The following is a 23872-nucleotide window of genomic DNA, read 5'->3' as shown; positions in this document are numbered from 1 at the left end:
CGTTGATTTTATAAAACTAGGCCAGCTCAGCTTAAAAACTTTTCTTGAACCAATTTTTCATGCTGTCAAAAACAGACTGAACATCTTGCGTTTTTTTGTTAGGACGATTTTCTTCAGGCTTAGCGGCAGATAAATGGCGCTGTGCAAACATTAACAATCCCACGGTTGTTGCATAAGAAGGACTATTTACCTCCTCCTTCAGCCCCGTTACACCATGAGGCAGGCCTAAGCGCACTGGCATATGAAACACCTCTTCTGCCAACTCAACAGCCCCCTCAACTAAAGAACTGCCGCCAGTTAAGACCACGCCAGCGGCCAACTTATTCTCAAATCCTGCACGGCGTAGCTCTGCTTGAATTAGCTGAAAAAGCTCCTCATAGCGCGGCTCAATCACATCAACCAATGAACGGCGCGACAAACAGCGTGCGGGTCTATCCCCCACACTCGGCACTTCAATTTCTTCATCGTTGGCAATCAGCTGGCTAATTGCACAAGCATAGCGTTTTTTAATATCTTCAGCGGCGCTGGTTGGCGTACGGAAAGCATGGGCAATGTCATTGGTCGCTTGGTCTCCGGCAATGGGTATGACTGCCGTGTGACGAATAGCGCCTTGTTGAAAAACCGCTATATCGGTTGTGCCGCCCCCAATATCAACCAGACAAACACCCAATTCTTTTTCATCTTCAGATAACACCGCTTCACTGGACGCTAACTGTTCTAAAACCAAATCAGCAACAACCAGCCCACAGCGCTCAACACATTTAGTGATATTTTGCGCGGCACTCACAGAACCCGTCACCATGTGTACTTTTGCTTCTAAACGCACACCAGACATACCTATGGGTTCACGAATACCACCTTGGCTGTCAATCATAAATTCTTGAGGCAAAATATGTAACACTTCTTGATCACTGGGAATCGCAATCGTCTTGGCAGCATCTATCACGCGGGCAATATCTTCTTCACCCACCTCTTTATGACTGATTGCCACCATACCATTAGAGTTGAAACTTGAAATATGACTACCAGCAATGCCCACATAAACAGAATGCGCTGTCACACCAGACATTCTTTCAGCTTCGTCGATGGCGCGTTGAATAGACTCTACCGTAGCATCAATATTAACTACCACGCCTTTTTTAAGACCTTTAGATGGATAGCGCCCCATACCGACAACTTCAATTCCACCATCCGACTTGACCTTACCAATAATCGCCGCAATTTTGGATGTACCGATATCCAATCCAATAATAATATTTTCGGTTGTCGCTTGTTTACGAGCCATGTGTAAAATCACCCTGTTTTTAATTCTAATATCGTTTTACTACAAAATAGTCAGCTATGATGAGGTCAATTGTTGCTCTGAATGTTGCTTTATAACAAACCCATTACTATAGCGCAAATCAATTTCCTCTGCGACTTTTCTAGTTTCCTTAGAAACTTGCTGATAAGCAATCAACCAACGCTTAATTTTGTGTTGCCAATTCTCCGGGTCAAGCCACAAAACCAAGCCTTGGGTTAGCTCCAAGCGCCATACGCCATCGGCTTGCTCGCTGAGGCGGCGAATAATCCATCCCCCATCATCTAAAGCCTGTTGAAGCTGCGCCAATACCTTTAACAAGTCTCGCGAGCGTAATTCATCGCCACTGAGAACCACCAACCGCTCAAAAGGGTCTATCGATTTGGGATAAAACAATTCGCCCTGATTATTCAGCAGACCAAACTCTTTCCAACGCACCACGGGCTCTTGTTCTTGAATCCTAACCAAAAGCGTATCCGGCCAAACTCGACGAACCTCTGCTCTAAAAACCCAATCCAATCGAGTCAATTCAGCTTGAACTTGCTGCAAAGGGATTCGCCAAAAAGATTGGCCGATATAGGGTTGGATGACTTGATCTATATCTGCCTGATTCAACTCTTTAATGGTAGAAACAACTTTAAACTGCTTGATGGGATAAAACTCGGATGACACCTCAGCTTCAGACTTAATCGATTGACTGAAATCAGCTGGCAAAATGACCAACACTCCAAAAATGCCTAGACTGAGCAACAGCAGCGCTGCCAAAAGCCATTTTTTTGAAGGTTTCCAAGCAACCATTACACTTTCGCTGATGTAGTAGTGGCGGGCAGCAAAGTGGCGGAAATCAATTTTAAAACCAACGCCTCAAACGAAATATTCGCCGCTTTTGCCGCCATTGGCACTAAGCTATGGTCCGTCATGCCCGGCACGGTATTGATTTCAATTAACCAAGGGTTCATGTTTTGATCCAACATAAAATCCACTCGCCCCCAATCTTTGGCACCGACCACCTCAAAGGCTTTAATAATCATGTCGGGGAGCGTTTTAACCAACTCGTCTGGCAAACTGGCTGGACATAAATATTGCGTATCGTTGGCAAAATATTTTGCCTCGTAATCATAAAAATCATGCGTGGTTTTAAGTTCAATCAAAGGCAAAGCCTGCCCTAACAAAACAGCGCCGGTAAACTCTCGGCCAGTGACCCACTGCTCAATTAAGATTTCACTGTCAAACTGCTGCGCATAACTTACAGCTTCCGCCAAGGCTTCAAGTCCATTGACCTTGCGCATACCAATACTAGAGCCTTCATGAATGGGCTTAACAATGACTGGAAACTCTAATTCAAAGTGCGTTAGGTTGAGCGGTTGCGTGGGTGAAACTAAGACAAAATTAGGCGTTGGCAAACCCGCACCTCGCCACATCCATTTGGTGCGTAACTTATCCATAGCGATGGCTGATGCCGCCATGCCACTGCCCGTGTAAGGAAACTTTAACGAGTCCAGTAAGGCTTGCACAGTGCCATCTTCACCCCAACGACCATGTAAGGTAATGAAGGCTCTATCAAAGGTTTCAGTGACCTTAATGACATCTTCAAGGCACTGAACATCACAAGCGGTGGCATCAATGCCCTGAGCTTTTAAAGCCAGGGTAACTGCTTGGCCACTTTTTAACGAAATGGGTCTTTCTGCCGCCCAACCGCCCATTAAAACTGCCACTTTTCCTAAGGACTGCTTGAGGTCAATGGATGTTTCTATCATATCATTCAAAGCCTGACTCATTGTGCTTGCTCCAAAAGGGTAAATGCTTGTTCCTTCCAATGCTTAGCGATTTGCCCCACATCTCCGGCGCCCATCACCAACACCAAATCACCATCTACTAGAATGTCTTTTGCCACTTCATTTAACTGCGTTTCGCTCTCAACATGTACACTATTTTTGTAGCCCCTCAATCTCAAGGCTTGCAACAAGGCTTTTGAATCGAATGCTGGCAAATGTGCTTCGCCTGCCGCATATACATCTAACAAAATTAATAAATCGGCTTGAACAAACGCTTGAACAAATTCATCAAACAAATCTCGGGTCCGCGAAAAGCGATGCGGTTGAAAAACCAATACTAAGCGTTTATCAGGAAAGGCAACCCGAGCCGTCTGTAAAGTGGCTAAAAGCTCAGTTGGATGATGACCATAATCATCAACCATAGTGACATTCGACTGCCCAATCAGACGGTTGGGATACACTTCAAAGCGTCGCCCCACGCCCGAGAACTCTAATAACGCAACTTGAATATCTTCTATGGCAATGCCCAACTCTAAGCCAATGGAAATTGCGGCTAATGCATTTCGGACATTGTGCTCTCCAGGCGTGTTCAATAACACCTCAAAGTCTGGCTGAAATGTACTACGCACTTTAAAGCGGGTTTTTAACCCTAAAGGCTCTAGTGCAAACCCTTGCACGTCAGCATCTTCACTGAGTCCATAGGTGATTAATTTACGACTCAGCTTAGGCAAAATTTGGCGAACATTGACATCATCTATACATAAAATGGCCAGCCCATAAAAAGGTAAGCGATGAATGAACTCAACAAACGTGTTTTCGAGCTGTTGATAGTCGCCCTGATAGGTTTCCATGTGATCTTCATCGATATTAGTCACGACGGAAACCATCGGAGTGAGGTGTAAAAAAGACGCATCGGATTCATCTGCTTCGGCAACCAAATATTTGCTTGAACCTAGCCGCGCATTAGACCCCACCTTATTCAATTTACCACCGATAACATAAGTTGGATCAACGCCACCTTGGGTTAAAACAGCAGCCGTTAAACTGGTGGTGGTGGTTTTTCCGTGGGTGCCTGCAATGGCGATACCATACTGCATTCGCATCAGTTCAGCCAGCATAGCCGCTCTTGGAATCACTGGAATTCTGGCTTCTCTCGCCCAGTCGACTTCAGGGTTATTTTTAGGAATGGCGCTTGAAACCACTAACACATCTGCACTTTTTGCAAAGGCGGCAGCATGACCATTTTGAATTTTTGCACCCAAGGATTTGAGACGTTCGACGGTAGGATTTTCATTAATATCCGAACCACTCACCAAATAGCCTAAACTAAGGCAAACTTCTGCAATGCCAGCCATACCGACACCACCTATACCTACAAAATGAATTTGTTTTACTTTATCTTTCATGAGTTCTGTTCGTTATGAATATTGCAATATGATACCTAATTTAGGTCTTTGGAGATGAGAATTAAGAAAACTATTCAGCCTGTTATCAACAGTCAACAGACGTTTAGCTATTTCAACAATTTATTAAGCCGTAAAACCCATGCCGCTAAAAAAGGCGCTTCGTCTTTTATGCTAAGGTGAATGTCTTCTAATGTAGACTGAGGTAAATCCAATGCACTGGCCACTATTTTGTGTAAATGCAATAAGCAGGCTTTTGAGAGGTGGCTTGAAAGGTGAATTTGAGAACATTTCGTCAATACAACGGCGTTACCGATTTCGCGCCATTGCGCTTCATTAAAATGGTGATGAAGCGCCAAAGCAGCAGGTATTTTTCCCAGCCGAATTTCTAGCATTTCTTTTAAATTCATGTACCGATAAACTTCAGCGGCAGCACCACGCAAAGAAAATGGCAAGCTATTCATAAAAGTCGCTTCTAATTGATTATCCAACTGACCCATAGTTACCTTCTTATCAACGTCATGTAACCCTGTTTAAGACAAGGGAACATTTAAACTCGATTGAATTTCGTAGCGTTCAATCTCTAATTGAATAAATCTTTGATCCTGAATATCAGGAAATTCAAAGTTAAATGAATTATGTTCACGATAATCAGACATACTTGAATTGGCTCGAATCAAAACGGCACGAACACTGAGCATTCGTCCCTTTTCGGCAAAATAAAAATAAGCATCACAACGGGTATTGGGTTTAAAGCGTTTTTCCAAGACCAACGACAAGCCACAGGCACTCAAATTGACATCAATCTCTTCCCAAGCATTCGGGTTTTGGCGCAGTCGAACATCTTTCAGCAATTCGGTATAGGCACTGAAATAATGCCCCATCAGTTGATGTAGATGAAAAAGTGATTGCACCAGAGGAATTTTGGCAAAGCTTTTAGATTCAAATCGTTTCATCATCTCATCAACCAGCATTGAATCCGGTAATTCGCTTTCTAAATTCAGCTGAGTTGGGGTTGAACCCTCAAAAAGATTGAACAAATTATGATAATAGACTTTCAGCTTTTGATTCATCTGCTCAAAGTATTGGAAGGTTTTTGGTGCGGTAACTTTCAAGGCAAGAATACTCTCAACCCCTTTAGAATAGCGATTGAACTCTGCCCATTCCAAACGTTCAGACTTTGGAGAACGACCCACAGAAAGACCTTCAACACAACGCCCAAAATATTGCACAGAATCTTCAACTTCTCCAAAAACAGGCGCTAAGATTTCTTGTTGCTCTTGAATATGGCGCACCCAATAATTTAAAGATTCGTGACTGGCTTGTATCTTTTTTTGAACGGTTGGCGGGAAATAATCGATACCTAAAGCAAAAATCTGCTGGTCTTTAATGGGTTGTACAGGCGTAACGAAAACACGAATCGGCATATTAATCCGCCTAAAACGACGATACTCACCTTTTTGAAACCACAAAGCCACTAGTCTTTAACCTTATCGCACCTTTAAGGCACGCTCTAAATTAAATTTTCGCCTTAACAGACATGTATTGAAATAAACCCACTTTAAACCTGTTGAAATTATAGCACCTTAAAACTTAATTACTATTGTAAGGTATTTTTTACTTCAGAATTAACCAGGCCTGGGGCTTCTACGGGCTGTGGAATTACCCAATAATATTGCGCCAAAATAGCTGCAAGCTCTGAAGGCTTGTGTAAAGGATCGGTAATTTCAAATTGACTTAGGGTTGAGCCAGAAAGATTGCCGTTCGAAACCGCCTGCTGAACCCACGCCAAAACTTCCTCAGCGCCTTCTCCAACCAGCTCACCTTGGTTAGGATTCCAATAAAGCAGTTTTTCAGTCACTTGTGAATCTAACAGTGGCACAAGTTCTAAGCGAATCCACTCTAAGGGTTTCAGAGGCGTTTCGGAGTGAGTTTTTTCTAAATCAGACAAATTAACCTCTTTGCTCGTTGCGTTTATAACCATTGCTGGTATTTTAACGCAACATTTGAATCGCTTCTTGAACAGATGCAACCAAACGGTCAATATCCTCAAAATTATTATAAATGCCAAGAGACGCTCGAATGGTTGAGGGGACTTTAAAATGTTGCATGACTGGCATAGCACAATGATGACTGGCGCGCACCGCTATGCCGTCTTGATCCATTAAAGTGGCCACATCATGCGGATGAACACCTTCCACCACAAAGGACACTACGCCGCCTTTGTTTTTTGCCTGACCAATAATTCTAAGTCCATCAATTGTTTGTAATTGCTCGGTTGCATAGACCATCAATTCATGTTCATAAGCACCAATCGCATCTTGACCGACCCGATTTAAAAAATCGACCGCCACACCCAAGCCAATAGCACCTGCAATATTAGGCGTGCCTGCTTCAAATTTATAAGGCAAGACGTTGTATTGCGTCTTTTCAAAAGTCACCGAATAAATCATATCGCCACCTGCTTGATAAGGTGACATGGCTTCTAACAATGACTGCTTACCATAAAGCACTCCAATGCCGGTTGGCCCATAGGTTTTGTGCCCTGAAAATGCATAAAAATCGCAATTCAAATCTTGCACATCCACTTTCATGTGCGCAACGGCTTGAGCGCCATCAACCATCACCTTTGCACCGACACCGTGCGCCAAAGCAATCATTTCTTTAACGGGATTGATAGTACCCAAGGCATTCGACATATGCGTAATCGAAACCAATTTTGTTTTTGGCGTCAACATACTGGCCATGGCATTTAAACAAACCTCGCCCAGGGCATTAATTCTGAGTACATTTAAACGAATACCCAACTGATCTCGCAGCAATTGCCAAGGCACAATGTTTGAGTGATGCTCCATTTCGGTAATCAACACTTCATCACCCGCTTGCAACTGATCTCTCGCCCAAGTCGCAGCGACCAAATTAATCGCCTCAGTCGCCCCTCTAACAAAAATAATTTCTTGGGTCGATTTGGCATTTAATAAAGCCCGCACCTTTTCTCTGGCGCCCTCATATTTTTCTGTGGCACGCTCACTTAACCCATAAACACCACGGTGCACATTGGCGTTTTCTTGAGTGTAATATTGCGTAATGGCATCAATCACACTTTGCGGTTTCTGAGTGGTGGCTGCACTGTCTAAATAGACCAAAGGCTGGCCATTTTCAGTCTGTTTTAAAATCGGAAATTCTGCTCTTAACAATGAGATATCAGACAATTTAAGACTCCGTTGACTTAAGCTAAGTGATTGATGCGTTGCTGAACTAAAGACTGCAACCAGTTAGCCAACTTAGGATTTGAAACCACTTCCAAAGGTTCTAACAAAAATGCTTCGGTGATGAGCTGAATGGCTTGGGGTTTGCGAATACCACGAGCCTGCAAATAAAACACCTGATCTTCATCTAATTGCCCGGTTGCAGAACCATGCGAACATTTCACATCATCCGCATAAATTTCCAACTGAGGTTTAGTATCCATCTTGGCTTCATTGGATAGAACCAAATTCTTGTTATCCATTTGGCCATCGGTTTTTTGAGCGTCTTTGGCCACTTTAATCATGCCATTAAACACGCCACGCGCTTTGTCTTTTAAGACATACTTGTGTAACTGCTGACTTTGACAATTAGGCACTAAATGCTGGGTATCTGTTCTGGAATCCTGAATTTGGGATTGCTGCACAAAACACACACTATTTTGTTGTGAAAATCCGTGTTCCCCAGCCATATCTAATGCATTTTGATGACGCGCAACCTGACCACCTAAACCGAGGTATAGCGTTTCAAAAACACTCTTAGCTGCTTGTTCAATCCATTGGTGTCCGAAATAGAAACTCTGCAAATTCAAATCCTGAACAACAACCTGCTTAAGATTGGCGTTTTCGCCCACCACCAATTCAGTCAAATGGTTGGTCATTTGCACCAGTTCATCATCTAAACTAATGGCATGCTCAACCAACGTTAAGGCGCTATTTTTTTGCAAAACAACTCTATGGCGCAAAACTGAAGCATGGTTTGCAACGGTTTGCACATGTACCAAATGAACCGGTAGTTCAATCATCGCACCCGCTTCAACTTCAATATTAATACCATCTTGGTAAAGCATGGTATTGAGTAAAGCAAAGGGCTCTTGTGCCATTTTATCAGTATTGATTTCGAGTTGACGAGGCTGGTCAGCCAAAGCAATCACATCAGCCGTGGTTTCAATCATCAGCCCCTTAGGCAAGTCACTTAAGCTGTCAGACAAACTGTCGTCAAAATGACCATCAACAAACACTAAACGAATCACATCATGCTCGGGCAAATAGGCTTGCAGCTTAGCCATATCTAACTCGCTAACGCCTTTGGGTGAAAATTCATGCTGTAAAAAACTATTCACAGGCGTGTATTGCCAAGCTTCATCTCGACGGGTTGGCCAACCTCTATGAACTAGGGCGGCTTGAGCAGACAAACGCTCAACTTTTACCAGTGTATTTTGTTCGCTATCGATCAATTGTTGCGAAACATCAACATAAAAATCCATGGCTTTTTGAGCGGTAAGACTCATGCGCTTTTGTGGCATCGCAGGGGTAAGACTCATCTGCGACTCCTAAGCGGCTGTATGGGCTTGAACAATGTCATCATAGCCATTCTTTTCAAGTTCATGCACCAGTTCAAAACCACCAGACTTCACAATTTGACCGTTGTAAAGCACATGCACAAAATCGGGTTTGATGTAATCCAACAATCTTTGATAATGCGTCACCACAATAAAACTACGGTCTGGCGAGCGTAAGGTATTTACCCCATTAGCAACCACTTTCAAAGCGTCAATATCTAAACCAGAATCGGTTTCATCCAATATACACAACTTAGGTTCTAATAAGGCCATTTGAAAAATGTCGTTACGCTTTTTCTCACCCCCCGAAAAGCCCACATTGACCGAACGATCCATTAAGTCTTTGCGCATGCCTAACAACTCAATTTTGGCTTGGGCGTATTCATCAAAATCAAACATATCCAATGCAGGTAATCCTTGCTCTTCACGAATGGCATTTAACGCCGTTTGCATAAACAACTTATTACTCACCCCCGGAATTTCAACGGGATATTGAAATGCCAAAAACACCCCTTTACGCGCTCTATCTTCTGGGGAAAGCTCTAGCAAATCCTCACCATCCAAAGACACGCTGCCAGCGGTGACTTCGTAATCTTCTCTGCCCGCTAACACGCTTGCCAAGGTGCTTTTTCCGGCACCGTTGGGCCCCATTATGGCGTGAATTTCACCTGGGTTAACGGTTAAGTTTAAGCCTTTCAAAATTTGCTTTTCTTCTACTTGCGCTTCTAAGTTCGTTATATTTAACATCTCATTTCCTATCTAAAATTCTGTTGCGGTGTCGGTTAAAAATGCTTAACCAACCGACCCTTCTAAACTGATGGCCAATAATTCTTCGGCTTCTTGAGCAAACTCCAAAGGCAGTTCTTTAAACACATCCTTACAAAACCCATTCACTATCATCGAAATAGCGTCTTGCTCACTGATGCCGCGCTGCTGGCAATAAAACAACTGGTCTTCACCGATGCGTGAAGTGGTGGCTTCATGTTCCATTTTGGCGGTCGGATTCTCCACTTCAATATAAGGAAAAGTATGAGCTCCGCACTGATCACCAATTAACATAGAGTCACATTGGGTAAAGTTGCGCGCCCCTTCTGCCGAAGGCAATACCTTCACTAAGCCGCGGTAAGTATTGTCACTTCTGCCAGCCGACAAGCCTTTTGAGATAATGGTGCTGCGCGTGTTTTTACCAATGTGAATCATTTTGGTACCGGTATCGGCTTGTTGACGATGGTTGGTTAATGCCACAGAGTAAAACTCACCAATAGAATTGTCGCCCTTCAAAATACAGCTGGGATACTTCCAAGTAATGGCAGAACCGGTTTCCGCTTGCGTCCAAGACAGTTTAGAGTTTTTACCTTCACAAATACCGCGCTTGGTCACAAAATTTAAAATACCGCCCTCGCAGTTCTCATCTCCTGGATACCAGTTTTGAACCGTTGAATATTTCACTTCGGCATCATCCAAAACAATGACTTCAACTACAGCGGCATGCAACTGATAGGTATCTCTAACAGGCGCAGAGCAACCTTCAAGATAACTCACATAACTGCCTTTATCGGCAATTAAAATGGTACGTTCAAATTGGCCAGTTTTGGCTTCGTTGATACGGAAATAAGTAGATAAGTCTATCGGGCAACGCACATTTTCTGGGATATAAACAAAGGTGCCATCCGATGCAACGGCAGAGTTTAAGGCGGCAAAAAAGTTATCGTGATAAGGTACGACTGTGCCTAAATACTTCTGAACCAATTCAGGATATTCGTGAACGGCTTCCGAGAAAGAACAAAAAATAATGCCAAGTTTTGCCAAATCATCGCGTTTGGTGGTGGAAATAGACACAGAGTCAAAAATGGCATCCACGGCAATATTCGGTGAATCTAAACCATCAGCAATCGGCACTCCTAAGGCGGCAAACGCTTTAGCAACTTCAGGGTCAATTTGATTGTTTGCCGCGTCTTCCTCAGTTCCACAAGATGATGCACAACTGCCACATTCTGGCGCAGAATAATAAGAATAGTCTTGATAGTCTATGGGGGCATAATCCGCTTTTGCCCAGTGAGGTTCGGTCATGGTCTGCCAATGTTTAAAGGCTTTCAACCGAAAATCTAACATCCACTGGGGTTCATTTTTTTTAGCAGAAATGGCACGCACCACCGATTCATTCAAGCCTTTGTCAAAGGTTTCTACCGCCGTCGTGGTTACAAAGCCTTCTTTGTAACCGCTGTGCTTAGATAAAAGGTCATTAATTTCTTGATATTGTAGGGCTTCAGACATATGAGTTTCTTTATTAAGGCGCTGTTTGCTTGAGTTTTTCAGCATCTGCTGACTCGGCAAAACAGCTCGTTATTTAATTTCTGAGTATTTTAGTCGGAAATAGATTAAAAGTCTATGTTGAATGGCGACACTCAACCGAGCACGCCTTAAAAAGATCTTGTAAAAGCGGCTCTAAAACTAAGACATTTTGTGAACTCACCCAGCAAGTGAGTTGATGCGTGCACTGCTCCGCTGGGTAAAAATCCAATCTGAAAGGCGTAAATTCCAAGCTGACGGGATGACTGTATTCAGGTGTTTCAAAACTGCCGACTATACGCCAAATCAATCCTAAGCCACTGTGGCGCAAACCTTCTAAACCCATTTGCAAATGGGTTAAATTAACCTGACCCACTTTAAAAACCAGCGTTTGCCAAGGAGGCATTTGAAGAGGGTTTAAATGATCACTTTTTAAAGCGGGGGTATTCTGCGGTAGTTGCCATAATTTTTCAAGTTGACTGGCAGACAATTCACCCTCAAAACTTCTTAAGATGGGGAGTTTAGCAGCCCCTATTTGATTAAGTCTCGTTTGAATTTGAGCTTGCCAATGCATCTGCAAGTCCAAGTCACTGGAGGCCAAAAACATCAGCATGACCGCATCGGCAACCGCCAGCAACTTTAAAAAATAATCTGGCAATTCTGTTGCATTTAAAGTGTCTGGCCAAGGTGAACGCACATCCACCAAACACACAACCCGAGCATTCTTATCCAATAGATCAGGTAAGATCGATTCAACAATACTTAAAGGAATATTTTGTTCTTGGCAGACATGCAAAAGATGCGCTGCCAAACGACTTTTTCCCGAACCTGGCAACCCCACCAAAGACAGATGATTAAAACTAGGTTTATGCGCCACGCTTACTTACCCTGACTTGACCCAGAGCCCTTTTGCAAACACTCACTGAAGCTGTCAGCCAAGCCTTGCAATAGCTGTGCATAGGGTTGTAGTTGCGCTTGACGCCCTAAGGGATCAAGCTGCCCCATATGCACCGCCAAGCCTTCAATTAAATAGGTGACTTGTTTTTCTGGAAACTGCGGCTCTTTAAACACACAAACAACCCCGTCTTTTTGGATTTGCGCTCGTAAAGCCAAGACTTTTTTCAAGCTGGGTTTTAACTCAGGATTAACTTGAATCGCCCCCACGCCATAAAGTTGATAATGTTTTTCAAAATATTGAAACGCATCATGCAACACTAAAAAAGGTTGGGATTTAACCGCTGCCAATTGCTGTGCAATTTTTTTATCCAGTGCTGCCATACTCTCTTGCCAAGCCACTAACTTCTGCTGAATGTCTAAAGTACGCTGCGGCTCCAAGGTCATTAATCGATTCGCAATGGCACTGCCCATCAGTTCACCATTTTTAGGCGACAACCAAATATGCGGATCTTGGTAATAATCAGCTGTAGATTGTTCATGTTCATGTTCATGCTTATGCTCATGTTCCTCATGCCCGGCCTCGTGATGTTCTGCCGCCGCATTGCTTGGATGCGAATGTTTTGGCCATTTTTCATCATTTCTTTGGCTAAATTTAACCAGGCCTGGTTGTTTTTGCATCCAAATAACCTTTTCAGGCATGGTTTTAAGCACCTTTTCTGACCAAGCATCCACACCGGTTCCCACCGCCAAAATTAAATCGGCTTGTTCCAATTGCAATCGGTGCGAGGGTCGCATTTGAAATCCGTGTGGCGATTGCCCAGTGGTCAAGATCACTGACAATTGATCTTTGTCAGACATAAAAGGTAAGGCTAAACTGCCCACAGGTGGAATGGTTGCGACAATCGTCAAGGCCCAAACGGACACGCTGAATATACTTAAACTTAAACCGCTCAATAATTGGATAACTGGCAACATGATTTTGTTATTTTCCTTTTTGGTCAAAACACTTCGGGAGTTGGGCAACAGTTTAGGTACAATAATAAAACTTAATGACTATTGATTATCCAAATGCCTCTGCAACCTAAATTTAAACCGTCCAAACTCGCTCTTAACTTTAGAATACCGCTCATCGAAGCTGTCAAAGTCAGCCATTCTTATGGAGATAAAACGGTATTGCAAGATATTTCGCTCAAGATTCACAGCGATGAAATTATCACCTTAATTGGTCCTAACGGCGCAGGTAAATCAACCCTTCTTAAAATTCTACTCAAACTCATTCAACCGACTCAAGGCGTGGTGACTCAAAAACCAGGACTCACCATAGGTTTTATGCCTCAAAAAATTCAAGTCGACCCCACGCTTCCCATGACGGTTGAAAGTTTTTTAAAGCTCGGCTTACCGCGCCGCAAATTGTTTAGCCGCAAAACGGATTTAAGTCATTATGAGCAGATTATCCAAGAACTCAATATTAGTGACCTTTTACAACAACCCATCCAAAAGGTGTCTGGCGGAGAAATGCAACGCATCTTGCTCACCCGCGCTTTGCTCAAAAAACCAGACCTGTTAGTGCTCGATGAACCCGTGCAAGGTGTCGATTTGCAAGGGCAAACTGAGTTATACCATTACATTAATGCCATTCGCAAACATTACCATTGCGGCATTTTGATGGTTAGCCATGATTTGCACATCGTTATGAAAAATACCGACCAGGTCATTTGCTTAAACCAACATATTTGCTGTTCTGGGCACCCTCATACGGTTAACCAAGCACCTGAGTATCTCAAATTGTTTGGCATCGCCAACGAAGAAATCGCGCTTTACGAACATCATCACAACCCCGAAACCTGCAGCCACATACACGATGCTTGAACTCTTACTTTCGCCCCCCAGTTTTTTAATCTATGCCCTACTCGGCGGACTTGGTATCGCCTTTATTTCTGCGCCCTTGGGTGTGTTCATGGTTTGGCAAAGACAATCTTATTTTGGCGCCACGCTGGCACATTCTGCCTTATTGGGTGTGGGCTTAGGGGTGTTTTTTCAGTTAAACATTACCCTAAGTATTGTGGGTGTTTCAGTACTCATGGCACTGAGCATTTATAGCCTACAACGCCGTTTACAACTTTCCTCAGATACCCTGCTGGGTTTGTTAGCTCACTCGACCTTGGCTTTAGGCCTGGTCATTTTAAGTTTGCAAAAACAAGTGCAAGTGGACTTTATGAGCCTATTGTTTGGCGACATTCTGAGCATTGAACAAAACGACCTATGGCTCATTGGTGGTTTAGCTTTAGTGGTGGGTGTGTTTTTCTTAAATTACTGGCAAGACCTACTTAATGTCACCCTCAACCCCGAACTCGCCGCCGTTGAAGGCACTCCTGTGCAACGCGTGCAACTGGCTTATATTATGCTCTTGGCACTGATGATTGCTTTAGCCATGAAAATGGTCGGCGTATTACTAGTCACATCGCTGTTAATCATACCGGCAGCCGCCGCAAGACGCCTAGCCAACACACCACTTAAAATGTTACTCATGAGCTGGTTAATCGGACTGCTATCCGTTGTTATCGGTCTAATCACTTCAGCCACCTTTGACATTTCTACCGGCCCAGCCATCGTCTTAACCGCCAGCGTCTTCTTCTTAGTGAGCTTAATCAAAGCCAAACACTAAAAAAGGAACAATTAGGTCAAAATAGCTTATCAATCAAACAATTCGAATTAATTAAATAATTAATTGACACAAATCAAATTAGTCGGTATTATTCATATGAATTAATCTAAACAAGGCTAATACATATGAAGCCCGTCATTTTGTGTGTTGACGACACACCCGCAAACCTCACCCTTCTTCATGGACACCTCAACTCGCTCTACACAGTCAAACTTCTTAACTCTGGCGAAAAAGCTTTAGCCTTTCTAAAAAAAGAGCGTGTAGACCTTATTTTATTAGATGTCATGATGCCCGGCCTAGACGGCTATGAAGTTTGTCGTCACATTCGCCAAGATGCGACGACTGCACACATTCCGATTTTGTTTATCACGGCTAAAAATATGCCAGAAGATGAAGAAGAAGCCTTAAATGCTGGTGGGAATGACTTTATTTCAAAGCCAATCAATCCCAGAGTATTAATGGCGCGTATCAAAACGCACTTGGACTTAAAAAACTTCCAAGACTGGCTGCAAAATGAAAACGCACTCTTAGAAAAAGAACTTGAGAAGCGCCTGACAGATATTTTCAAGCTACAAGATGCTAGCATGGGGGTTATGATTTCTTTGGCGGAGTTTCGAGATGAATGCACCGGCAACCATATCAAACGCACGCAACTTTATATCACCGAATTGGCGAATGAAGTGGCCGCCGCTTTGCCCGAATATCAACTGGATAGCAGAGAAGTCAATCTCATCAGTAAATGCACGCCATTGCACGACATTGGCAAAATTACCACCCCAGACAGTGTTTTGCTCAAGCCTGGCAAGCTCGATCATGATGAATTCGAAATCATGAAACTTCATGTACAAAAAGGCTATGACATTTTGGAATCCGCCTCTAAAAACATGGGCTACTACGGTGAATTTTTGCATGTTGCACAAGTCATCGTCATGAACCACCATGAAAAATGGGATGGCTCAGGATACCCCAATGGTTTAGCTGGCAAAGAGATTCCACTACCCGGACGCTTAATGGCCATAGTGGATGTGTATGACGCTCTGCGTAGCGAGCGCCCTTATAAAAAGGGCTTTAGCCATGAGGAGGCTTTGGACATAATGAAAGCGCAATCAGGCAAACATTTTGATCCCGAGCTACTGGAGTGCTTCATCAACATTGAAGCTAAACTCCCTGTCATTCATAACAATTGGTCAGACAGGCATTAAAAAACATTGCTTGCTTCAAGGCAAAAAAATGCCTGCAAAATGCTTGCACCAAGCGTATCAGATTTGTGCCAATTCTTAATCAAACAACCCTAAGTAATCCGCAATAGGAACACCCTATGTTACCATCAGCAACCCTTCCCAATGAAACCCAAGCTGTTGCAGCCATAAATCGTTCTATGGCAATTGCTGAGTTTGACCTTGACCACAACCTATCCTTTGCAAACGACAATTATTTAGCTTTATTCGGTTATCAATTAAACGAAGTCTTAAACAAGAGTCATCGTATTTTCGTGTCTAAAGAAACGGCAGAGTCTGCGGATTACCAAATTTTTTGGCAAAAACTCGCCAAGGGCGGATTTGTTGCCGACCGTTTTGAACGTATCAATAAAGCCGGGCAAGTTTTATACATTGAAGCCACTTACAACCCAGTGTTTGATAGTGAAGGACAAGTCACCAAAATCATCAAATTTGCCAGCAATATCACATCGCGCGTTTTACAAGAACAAGCCTTTAAAAAACTTAGTGAACAAAATCAAGCCATTCTTAATAATGCTGCATCAGGCATTATTAAAATAAATCGCCAGGGCTCCATAGAACTCGTAAACCCTAAAATATTGGACTTATTTGGCTATCAAACAGACGAACTGTTGGGCAAAAATGTCGCCCTTTTAATGCCACAAGATTTAGCCGTAAAACATGATGATTTTATCGCACGTCAAATCAATACTGGTGAAAACCATATCATCGGCACAGGTCGCGAAGTGATTGCCAAGCACAAAAATGGCAAAACCTTTCCCGTGCATCTTGCTATTAGCCGCATAGATTCTATGGGTGAAACTACCTATATTGGCCTGCTAACAGATTTAACTGAACGAAACCGAGAAAGGGCTGAAACGGTCACCCGCAACCTTTTGTTAGGCGCCCTGAAAAAAGCCACAGAAACTTTTGTAACCGACATTTCAAATCAAAGTATGGTTTGGAAGGACTTGCTCGAGTCGGTTCTTAAAATAACTGATAGTGAGTATGGATTTATTGGGGAAGTCGTTCGCAATGAAGATAATAAACGCTGTTTAAAGCTCTGGACGCTGACCGATTTATCTTGGGACGACGCCTCTGATGAACTTTTCAAAAAGCTGCAATCGCAAAATATGTTGTTATGCGGCTCTGAAAACATGATTGGCAAGGTCGTTTATGAAGAAAAAATGATCATCAGCAATGATATGCAAACCGATCCACGAGGTGGACATACTCCCCACGGACATCCGCCTTTATTTCGGTATATGGGCGTCCCTATTTTTAGGGGCAAAGAGATGATTGGCATGTACGGCATTGCCAATGCCAAACAAGATTACACACCAGAATTAGCTGAATTTCTTGAACCTTTTAACAGCACTTGCGGGGTCATGATAAACAGTTTACGTCAAGAACAACGCCGCCAAGAACTCATGGGCAGTTTAAATGCATCCAGAATTGAAGCTGAACAAGCGGTACAGATAAAATCGGCGTTTTTGGCCAATATGAGCCATGAAATACGCACCCCCATGAATGCGATTTTAGGGCTTTCTCACTTATTGCTCGATATGAATCTAGAGCGCAAACCCCATGAGTATGCCAATAAAATTCATCGTTCTGCCGAAAGTTTGCTGCAAATCATTAATGATATTTTAGATTTTTCAAAAATTGAATCTGGCAAACTCAACATCGAAGAAACGGATGTCAACATCGAAGACATCCTCGAAAATTCACTCTTGCCCATTTTAGGACTCGCCAGAAATAAAAATTTAGAAGTGGTTATGACACTCACCCCCAACCTGGCATCTCTAAAACAGCCACAATTGCTAGGTGACCCCTATCGTATTACGCAAATATTAATAAACCTACTTAACAACGCCGTCAAATTCACTGAAAGCGGTTATGTCACTGTCACGGTTGCACCCATCAAAATAACCGATACAGAATGGCTCTTAGAGTTTGCCGTGAACGATACCGGTATTGGCATGACTGAATCACAACTCCACAAATTGTTTACCGATTTTAATCAAGCAGATGACTCCACCACCCGCAAATACGGAGGCACCGGTTTAGGATTGGCCATCTCGAAAAACTTAGCGGTGCTGATGGGAGGTGACATCTTAGTTTCTTCCACGCCCAATGTTGGCAGCACGTTTAAACTGACCTTGCCACTCAAGTTTCACGCCCACAAGGCCATCAGTCTGCAAAAGTTTGACCAACAACACGCCCTGGTTATTGATGATTTTGAATTGGCTTATAAACAAATATCTTCACAATTATCGACCTTTGGCATTACCACCAGCCATGCGTCTAATCTAGAGCAAGCCATGACTTTCCTAGCGCATAAATCTGAACTGGTTAATTGGATTTTTATTGACTGGTTAATTCCGGGCGATGATGGGGTTGAGATTTATAAATGCATTACTGAAAAGTTTCCCCACTTACAAAATCACTGTATTTTAATGTCCTTTGCCGATCCCTACAGATTGTATGAAGTGGCCATTAAAAACCAGATCAATAACTATTTATCTAAGCCTATTTTTCCTAACCAACTTTTTGACTTTTTATTTTTTAACGAGCAGACGGAAACCACCGATAAAAAGCGCCTTAAAACATCAGAAATACCTGATTTAAAAGGTCGAAAAATTCTATTGGTAGAAGACAATGAAATCAATCAACTTGTCGCAACTGAATTCTTAGAACCGACCCAAGCAGAGGTCACGGTTGCCAATAATGGCCGAGAAGCTTTAGATGCCATCATTAAAATACCTGGCTTTGATATCGTTTTAATGGACTTACAAATGCCTGTAATGGATGGTTATCTCGCCACTGAAAAAATTCGCAAAGCTTATTCCGATACCGATATGCCCATTATTGCAATGACAGCCCATGCTTTCGAAGAAGAAAAGCAACGCTGCATGGCATTAGGTATGAATGGCCACCTCAGTAAACCCATCATTCCAAATGAGCTGTATGAACTGCTTAAAACCACCTTGAAAGCAAACAATAGGGTAATAGAGCCCAATGAAGCACTCGCCAACCCTGAAGCATCTGTACCTGTTGACTTGCCTCATATTGAAGGCGTCAATTTGAGAAAAGCATTATTACTATCAGGTGGTTCTTTACCTAGATTTACCAAAATTGCGTGCCAATTTTTAAAAAGTTACGCTAACGCAACCACTCAATTTGAAACCTTGCTGATGACAAAAGAATACGACAAAGCTTGCCGCTTAAGTCATACCGTTAAAGGATTATGCGCCACTTTAGGAATGGATCAACTCGCTGAACACTGGGGCGTTTTAGAAATGCAACTCCTTCAAAACCCATCCGCCGCCCTCATTCCGCTGCCACTGGGATTTGCTCCTGAGTACCGTCAAATCATTAACCATTTGCAAAGCTATTGCGCACAGCAACAACTGAATGACGGCAAACCCACCAGCAAAGAGGCAACCCTTGAGCAATGGCAAGATGTTCGCCAATCCTTACTGAATTTTATGGAAGACTATAACGGTGATACGCTGAATTATTGGCAAGAAAATGCCGCGATTACTCAAGCGTTTTTGAATGAATCTTTATTCCAAACCGTTCAAACGATGATTGAAAACTTTGAATTTGATGAGGCTATTGAGGTTTTAAAAAGCGCTAGAACTTAAAATTCTCTGTTCAATAGCGCAAAAAAATGCCCCAGTGGGGCATTTAATTGATTTGCTATTTATCAGCTAAAGCGGCGTTAGGCGACTTGATCTATCAACTCATGCAGAATATGAACCACTTTTTCAGATTGCGTATCCACTTGCTCTAAGCCAGCTTCAACCATTGTGCTGTCATCCAAGTTTTTAGCATCCATAACCTTTTTAATACCTTGATGCATTTCTTCCTGTTCTTTGCCCAATTGCTGCATCAACGGCATATGCATCAACTCACGCCCCTCTCCGTAATACCATTTACCCAAAATACAGGCGGTGTGATCGGTTGCAGCAGCATAGGTGACGCCAATATCCATACCATCGACAAACGCACGAATTTTGCCCTTCCAAGCCAAATGCGCTTCTATCATTTTTTGAAATTGTTTCGCTTGATCAGAGTTTTGCAATTTTTGAATGCGTTGCACCATGGTCATATCGACCTTAAAGCCTGAAACCAGATTGAGCAACTCAACAGACTGCGATTTCAAGTCTTGACTGCCGGCAGCCGTTTCTTCGACCAAGCCAGCGCTTTGTTGGGTCATACGGTCAATCTCATTCATTGAATGACTCATCAACTCTATGCCTTTTGATTGCTCCGCACTGGCATCGGCGATTGTGGCAATCATGCCGGCCATTTGGCCCATCGAATGGTTAATTTCGATCAAGGCTTCACTGGTTTGTTTCACATAGTCACCACTTTGATGACTGATACGAACCGAGTTTTCTATCAGCTTTTTAATTTCTGAAGCGGCGTCAGCTGATTTACCGGCTAGGTTACGCACCTCTCCAGCCACCACTGCAAAACCGCGGCCATGCTCTCCAGCGCGAGCGGCCTCTACCGCCGCATTCAGTGCCAAGAGATTGGTTTGAAATGCAATCCCATCGATAATGGTAATGATGTCGTTAATTTTTTGACTGGCAACCGCCATGTCGTCCATAGACACCAGGGCGTTTTTCATGATATCCACACCAGAGCTTAATTTGGCCTGTGCCGCCTGAGTCATATCGCGCGTTTGATGCGCACTTTCCGCATTGCCTTTAACCGTTGAGGTCATGCGCTCCATTTGGGCTGACGAACTCTCGAGTGACTGGGCTTGGTTTTGAATTCTGGCAGAAACTTCTTGACTACCATGGGCGATGGCATCGGCTTCTTCGGCAACAATTTGCGTGACGGCACCCACTTTGGCAATCATCGCTGAAATATTACTGGTAGAGGCATTCAAACTGTCTTTCAAAACCGCCATTTTCCCGTGATATTTGCCTTTCACCAGTTTGGTTAAATCCCCTTCACTGATAGAAACCTGAACCGACACCACTTCTTCTACAAAACTTTCAAGGTTACTTACTGTGGTATTAACCGCATCCTTAAGGCCAACAAACTCGCCACTCACATCCACGGTAACGCGTTTTGAAAAGTCCCCTTGCGACAAGCCCTGCACGGTTCTTGAAATATCTCTAACCGTTCCCGACATGGCATTCATGGCGTTTTGCAAATCATTAAACACATTTAAAAAGTCACCACGCAGTTCAATTTTTTCATTTTTAAGGGATAAAAACTGACCATATTGCAATGCGGTTAAAGTTCCGCGTAATACCACCACCAAGTTAAATGTTTGGCTCACGGATTCGTTAACCGCATTTTTCAAGACTAGGAAATCGCCTTTATATTCACTGTCTATTTCACGCTCAAACTTACCGCTCGACACATCATGCATCATCGAATTCACATCATTAATGGCAGAAGAAATGGTGCCTAACAATAAATTGATGTCTTGCGCCACTTGTCCCAGTTCATCCTTTGAAAAAACTGGCACTTGATGATTCATTTCACCGCTTTGAACAATAGAATGTAGGGTTTTGCGCATAGCATCAATGGGGCGCAAAAAGCTGCGGGCGACCAAAGCACCTATCACGGAAAATAACAGGATACTGGTGACTAAAACCGCAATAATCTTGAACAAGCCATCGGATTGCTCTTGCTTAAGTTGCGCAATTTTTTGAGTATTGCTGTCTTCAACCGAATGAACAAACTGGTTCACAATATCCGAAAAGCCTTGGTACTTATCTTGAAAATCCGTCACCAAAATATTGGTGGCCTCATCCTTAAAATCTTCATCAATGGCCATAATAAAGCTGCCAAATGAAGCATAGGCACTCACGACATTTTCACGAATTTTGGCATACAACGCGGCTTCGGCAGCATCGAGTTTCATGCCATCAAGTTCGGTGAAGATTTGTGCAATTTCATCAGAAGTGGCCGCTAATCTTTCACGCGATGCTTTGACGGCATCTTCTTCGGTCAGCACTATTAAATTTCTAAATAAAATGGCACGCTCATCAGACAGATGCTTTAAACGATTCAAGACGCTCATTTTGACCGAGTTGACATCGGTCAACTCGCTCACCGTTTGATTGGTGGCATTGATGATTTGTAGGGTGATGAGATTAGAAATGACGAGAAAGAGTATGGCGCCCGCTATACCTATCAGCATACGATATTTGATTTTCATGAGTATCCAGTTTTTTTATGTTTTTATACCGGAATTCTATCGAAATTTTTAGGGGTTGTTGATTAATAATTCTTATCAACTGACTCGGTTATTCTATTCGCTCAATTCGTACTGACTCACTGAGTCAGTTGCGTTGCAAGGTGATAAACGAAAACGCATAGGCATGACGCTCATCCTGAGGATGAAATGCTCGCTCAATTTCCTGCCATTCTGAGGATTCCCATACGGGAAAAACGGTGTCGCCCGTCACTTCTGCTTCAATTTGCGTGATGTAGAGTTTGTGTGCCAAAGGTAACATTTGGGCGTAAAGCTGCCCGCCCCCCATGATGACCACTTCAGCCTCATCCGCACAACTGTTGATAGCCGCATCAACACTGCTGAAAACTTCAACCCCAACAGGCTGCCAAGCAGTGTTGCGGCTAATCACACAATTGCGCCGTCCTGGTAAGGGCTTAGACCCAATGGATTCAAATGTTTTACGCCCCATGATGACTGTTTTGCCCAGCGTTTTGGCTTTGAAAAATTTAAGGTCATCTGGCAAATGCCAAGGCATGGTATTGTCTGCGCCTATCACACGGTTTTTATCCATCGCAGCAATCATCGATATCATCATTTTTTAACCCCTTTGCCTAGACAGACACTTGTGCTTTGATGTGTGGATGACATTGATAATCCACAATTTCAAAATCGTCATACACATAGTCAAAAATGCTGGCGGGATGGCGTTTAATGACCAGTTTAGGTAAAGGATAAGGTTGTCTGGTGACCTGTAATTGCGCTTGCTCTAGGGTATTGTTGTAGAGATGAACATCGCCACCTGTCCAAACAAAATCCCCCACATCCAAACCCACTTGTTGGGCAATCATATGGGTTAATAACGCATAGCTGGCAATATTAAATGGCACGCCTAGAAAAGTATCTGCCGAACGCTGATATAACTGGCAAGACAATTTGCCATCCGCCACATAAAACTGGAAAAATGCGTGACAGGTTGCTAACGCCATGCGACCTTGTTTAACATTTTCTTGCGGTGAAATGGTTTCATCTGGCAAGTCAGCTGGATTCCAAGCAGAAACAATCATGCGACGACTGTTGGGGTTTTTCTTAAGGGTTTCAATCACTTCAGCGATTTGATTAATGGTTTCGCCATTGGGCTTTTCCCAAGACACCCATTGTTTGCCATAGAGCGGGCCTAGTTCGCCGTCTTCAGTGGCCCACTCATCCCAAATGCGCACGCCATTTTCTTTAAGATAAGCAATATTGGTATCGCCTTTTAAAAACCACAGCAACTCGTGCACGATAGACTTTAAATGAAGTTTTTTCGTGGTGACCAACGGAAAACCTTCTTGTAGGTTAAAGCGCATTTGATAACCAAACACAGAACGCGTGCCAGTGCCGGTGCGGTCACCCTTTTCATAACCTTGGGTCATGATATGGGTCAGTAAGTCTAAATATTGCTGCATGCCAAGCCTCTTAAAAATGAATTTTAATCCTCAAAAAGCCCTAAATTTAACCAGGCCTGGTCAAATTTAGGGGCTTTTTAAG

General features: G+C 43.2%; 20 protein-coding genes. 4 read left to right on the top strand and 16 right to left on the bottom strand.

Annotated elements, in window-relative coordinates:
- Positions 1–31: 31 nt before the first annotated feature.
- From ftsA to THMIRH_RS03430, 13 genes are all read right to left on the bottom strand, one after another.
- Entirely contained in the window at positions 32–1285 is a 1254-nt protein-coding gene (gene ftsA / locus THMIRH_RS03490; protein WP_173290785.1) for a cell division protein FtsA, read from the bottom strand.
- Between the two features lie 54 nt (positions 1286–1339).
- Positions 1340–2098, bottom strand: a complete 759-nt coding sequence (locus THMIRH_RS03485; protein ID WP_173290784.1) for a cell division protein FtsQ/DivIB — start codon at positions 2096–2098, stop codon at positions 1340–1342.
- Positions 2098–3078 (bottom strand): D-alanine--D-alanine ligase, encoded by a 981-nt coding sequence (locus tag THMIRH_RS03480; RefSeq protein ID WP_173290783.1) that lies wholly within the window; start codon positions 3076–3078, stop codon positions 2098–2100. Before THMIRH_RS03480 ends, THMIRH_RS03485 begins: the two co-directional genes overlap by 1 nt.
- Positions 3075–4481 (bottom strand): UDP-N-acetylmuramate--L-alanine ligase, encoded by a 1407-nt coding sequence (gene murC / locus THMIRH_RS03475; RefSeq protein ID WP_173290782.1) that lies wholly within the window; start codon positions 4479–4481, stop codon positions 3075–3077. Before murC ends, THMIRH_RS03480 begins: the two co-directional genes overlap by 4 nt.
- Positions 4482–4588: 107 nt before the next feature.
- Positions 4589–4978, bottom strand: a complete 390-nt coding sequence (locus THMIRH_RS03470; protein ID WP_173290781.1) for a hypothetical protein — start codon at positions 4976–4978, stop codon at positions 4589–4591.
- A 33-nt stretch (positions 4979–5011) separates the two neighbouring features.
- On the bottom strand, positions 5012–5956 hold the full coding sequence (locus THMIRH_RS03465; RefSeq protein WP_173290780.1) for a hypothetical protein: 945 nt from the start codon (positions 5954–5956) through the stop codon (positions 5012–5014).
- 122 nt (positions 5957–6078) lie between these two features.
- The gene (locus THMIRH_RS03460; protein ID WP_173290779.1) at positions 6079–6429 is read right to left on the bottom strand and encodes a hypothetical protein; all 351 of its coding nucleotides are present in this window, start codon (positions 6427–6429) and stop codon (positions 6079–6081) included.
- Positions 6430–6472: 43 nt separating this feature from the next.
- Entirely contained in the window at positions 6473–7690 is a 1218-nt protein-coding gene (locus THMIRH_RS03455) for an aminotransferase class V-fold PLP-dependent enzyme (protein ID WP_173290778.1), read from the bottom strand.
- Positions 7691–7707: 17 nt separating this feature from the next.
- Entirely contained in the window at positions 7708–9048 is a 1341-nt protein-coding gene (gene sufD / locus THMIRH_RS03450; RefSeq protein ID WP_173290777.1) for a Fe-S cluster assembly protein SufD, read from the bottom strand.
- 9 nt (positions 9049–9057) lie between these two features.
- Entirely contained in the window at positions 9058–9813 is a 756-nt protein-coding gene (sufC, locus tag THMIRH_RS03445) for a Fe-S cluster assembly ATPase SufC (protein ID WP_173290776.1), read from the bottom strand.
- A gap of 45 nt (positions 9814–9858) precedes the next feature.
- Positions 9859–11340 carry a Fe-S cluster assembly protein SufB gene (gene sufB, locus THMIRH_RS03440; RefSeq protein WP_173290775.1) on the bottom strand — a complete coding sequence of 494 codons (1482 nt, stop codon included), beginning with the start codon at positions 11338–11340 and terminating at the stop codon, positions 9859–9861.
- A gap of 112 nt (positions 11341–11452) precedes the next feature.
- Positions 11453–12232 carry a hypothetical protein gene (locus tag THMIRH_RS03435; protein ID WP_173290773.1) on the bottom strand — a complete coding sequence of 260 codons (780 nt, stop codon included), beginning with the start codon at positions 12230–12232 and terminating at the stop codon, positions 11453–11455.
- A gap of 2 nt (positions 12233–12234) precedes the next feature.
- Positions 12235–13227 (bottom strand): zinc ABC transporter substrate-binding protein, encoded by a 993-nt coding sequence (locus THMIRH_RS03430; protein ID WP_173290771.1) that lies wholly within the window; start codon positions 13225–13227, stop codon positions 12235–12237.
- A 93-nt stretch (positions 13228–13320) separates the two neighbouring features.
- Here THMIRH_RS03430 and THMIRH_RS03425 point away from each other — a divergent pair, with 93 nt between their 5' ends.
- The 4 genes from THMIRH_RS03425 (at position 13321) to THMIRH_RS03410 (ending at position 19784) form a co-directional block, all read left to right on the top strand.
- A complete protein-coding gene (locus THMIRH_RS03425; protein WP_173290769.1) occupies positions 13321–14121 on the top strand; it encodes an ATP-binding cassette domain-containing protein in 801 nt (266 codons plus the stop codon).
- On the top strand, positions 14114–14917 hold the full coding sequence (locus THMIRH_RS03420) for a metal ABC transporter permease (RefSeq protein ID WP_173290767.1): 804 nt from the start codon (positions 14114–14116) through the stop codon (positions 14915–14917). The genes THMIRH_RS03425 and THMIRH_RS03420 overlap by 8 nt, the downstream gene beginning before the upstream one ends.
- Positions 14918–15042: 125 nt before the next feature.
- On the top strand, positions 15043–16119 hold the full coding sequence (locus tag THMIRH_RS03415) for an HD domain-containing phosphohydrolase (protein WP_173290765.1): 1077 nt from the start codon (positions 15043–15045) through the stop codon (positions 16117–16119).
- A gap of 116 nt (positions 16120–16235) precedes the next feature.
- Positions 16236–19784, top strand: coding sequence for a PAS domain S-box protein (locus THMIRH_RS03410; protein ID WP_173290763.1), 3549 nt, complete (start codon positions 16236–16238; stop codon positions 19782–19784).
- A 77-nt stretch (positions 19785–19861) separates the two neighbouring features.
- On the opposite strand, the gene THMIRH_RS03405 is transcribed toward THMIRH_RS03410, so the two are convergent.
- The 3 genes from THMIRH_RS03405 to THMIRH_RS03395 form a co-directional block, all read right to left on the bottom strand.
- Entirely contained in the window at positions 19862–22327 is a 2466-nt protein-coding gene (locus tag THMIRH_RS03405; protein WP_173290761.1) for a methyl-accepting chemotaxis protein, read from the bottom strand.
- A 124-nt stretch (positions 22328–22451) separates the two neighbouring features.
- The gene (gene folA / locus THMIRH_RS03400) at positions 22452–22940 is read right to left on the bottom strand and encodes a type 3 dihydrofolate reductase (protein WP_173290759.1); all 489 of its coding nucleotides are present in this window, start codon (positions 22938–22940) and stop codon (positions 22452–22454) included.
- A 16-nt stretch (positions 22941–22956) separates the two neighbouring features.
- Complete coding sequence (locus THMIRH_RS03395) at positions 22957–23790, bottom strand: thymidylate synthase (protein WP_173290757.1); 834 nt, start codon at positions 23788–23790, stop codon at positions 22957–22959.
- Positions 23791–23872: the final 82 nt, after the last annotated feature.

It is taken from the genome of Thiosulfativibrio zosterae (assembly GCF_011398155.1).
GTDB lineage: Bacteria > Pseudomonadota > Gammaproteobacteria > Thiomicrospirales > Thiomicrospiraceae > Thiosulfativibrio > Thiosulfativibrio zosterae.
Note: the sequence above shows the minus strand (reverse complement) of the source record. Positions and strands in the feature narration are given on the sequence as shown.

Excerpts from the sequence above, each read along its gene's own strand:
- THMIRH_RS03485 (WP_173290784.1), bottom strand. The coding sequence starts at position 2,098 with ATGGTTGCTTGGAAACCTTCAAAAAAATGGCTTTTGGCAGCGCTGCTG.
- ftsA (WP_173290785.1), bottom strand. The coding sequence starts at position 1,285 with ATGGCTCGTAAACAAGCGACAACCGAAAATATTATTATTGGATTGGAT.
- THMIRH_RS03430 (WP_173290771.1), bottom strand. The coding sequence starts at position 13,227 with ATGTTGCCAGTTATCCAATTATTGAGCGGTTTAAGTTTAAGTATATTC.
- sufC (WP_173290776.1), bottom strand. The coding sequence starts at position 9,813 with ATGTTAAATATAACGAACTTAGAAGCGCAAGTAGAAGAAAAGCAAATT.
- THMIRH_RS03480 (WP_173290783.1), bottom strand. The coding sequence starts at position 3,078 with ATGAGTCAGGCTTTGAATGATATGATAGAAACATCCATTGACCTCAAG.
- THMIRH_RS03395 (WP_173290757.1), bottom strand. The coding sequence starts at position 23,790 with ATGCAGCAATATTTAGACTTACTGACCCATATCATGACCCAAGGTTAT.
- THMIRH_RS03420 (WP_173290767.1), top strand. The coding sequence starts at position 14,114 with ATGCTTGAACTCTTACTTTCGCCCCCCAGTTTTTTAATCTATGCCCTA.
- folA (WP_173290759.1), bottom strand. The coding sequence starts at position 22,940 with ATGATGATATCGATGATTGCTGCGATGGATAAAAACCGTGTGATAGGC.
- THMIRH_RS03405 (WP_173290761.1), bottom strand. The coding sequence starts at position 22,327 with ATGAAAATCAAATATCGTATGCTGATAGGTATAGCGGGCGCCATACTC.
- sufB (WP_173290775.1), bottom strand. The coding sequence starts at position 11,340 with ATGTCTGAAGCCCTACAATATCAAGAAATTAATGACCTTTTATCTAAG.
- THMIRH_RS03410 (WP_173290763.1), top strand. The coding sequence starts at position 16,236 with ATGTTACCATCAGCAACCCTTCCCAATGAAACCCAAGCTGTTGCAGCC.
- THMIRH_RS03425 (WP_173290769.1), top strand. The coding sequence starts at position 13,321 with ATGCCTCTGCAACCTAAATTTAAACCGTCCAAACTCGCTCTTAACTTT.
- murC (WP_173290782.1), bottom strand. The coding sequence starts at position 4,481 with ATGAAAGATAAAGTAAAACAAATTCATTTTGTAGGTATAGGTGGTGTC.
- sufD (WP_173290777.1), bottom strand. The coding sequence starts at position 9,048 with ATGAGTCTTACCCCTGCGATGCCACAAAAGCGCATGAGTCTTACCGCT.
- THMIRH_RS03470 (WP_173290781.1), bottom strand. The coding sequence starts at position 4,978 with ATGGGTCAGTTGGATAATCAATTAGAAGCGACTTTTATGAATAGCTTG.
- THMIRH_RS03415 (WP_173290765.1), top strand. The coding sequence starts at position 15,043 with ATGAAGCCCGTCATTTTGTGTGTTGACGACACACCCGCAAACCTCACC.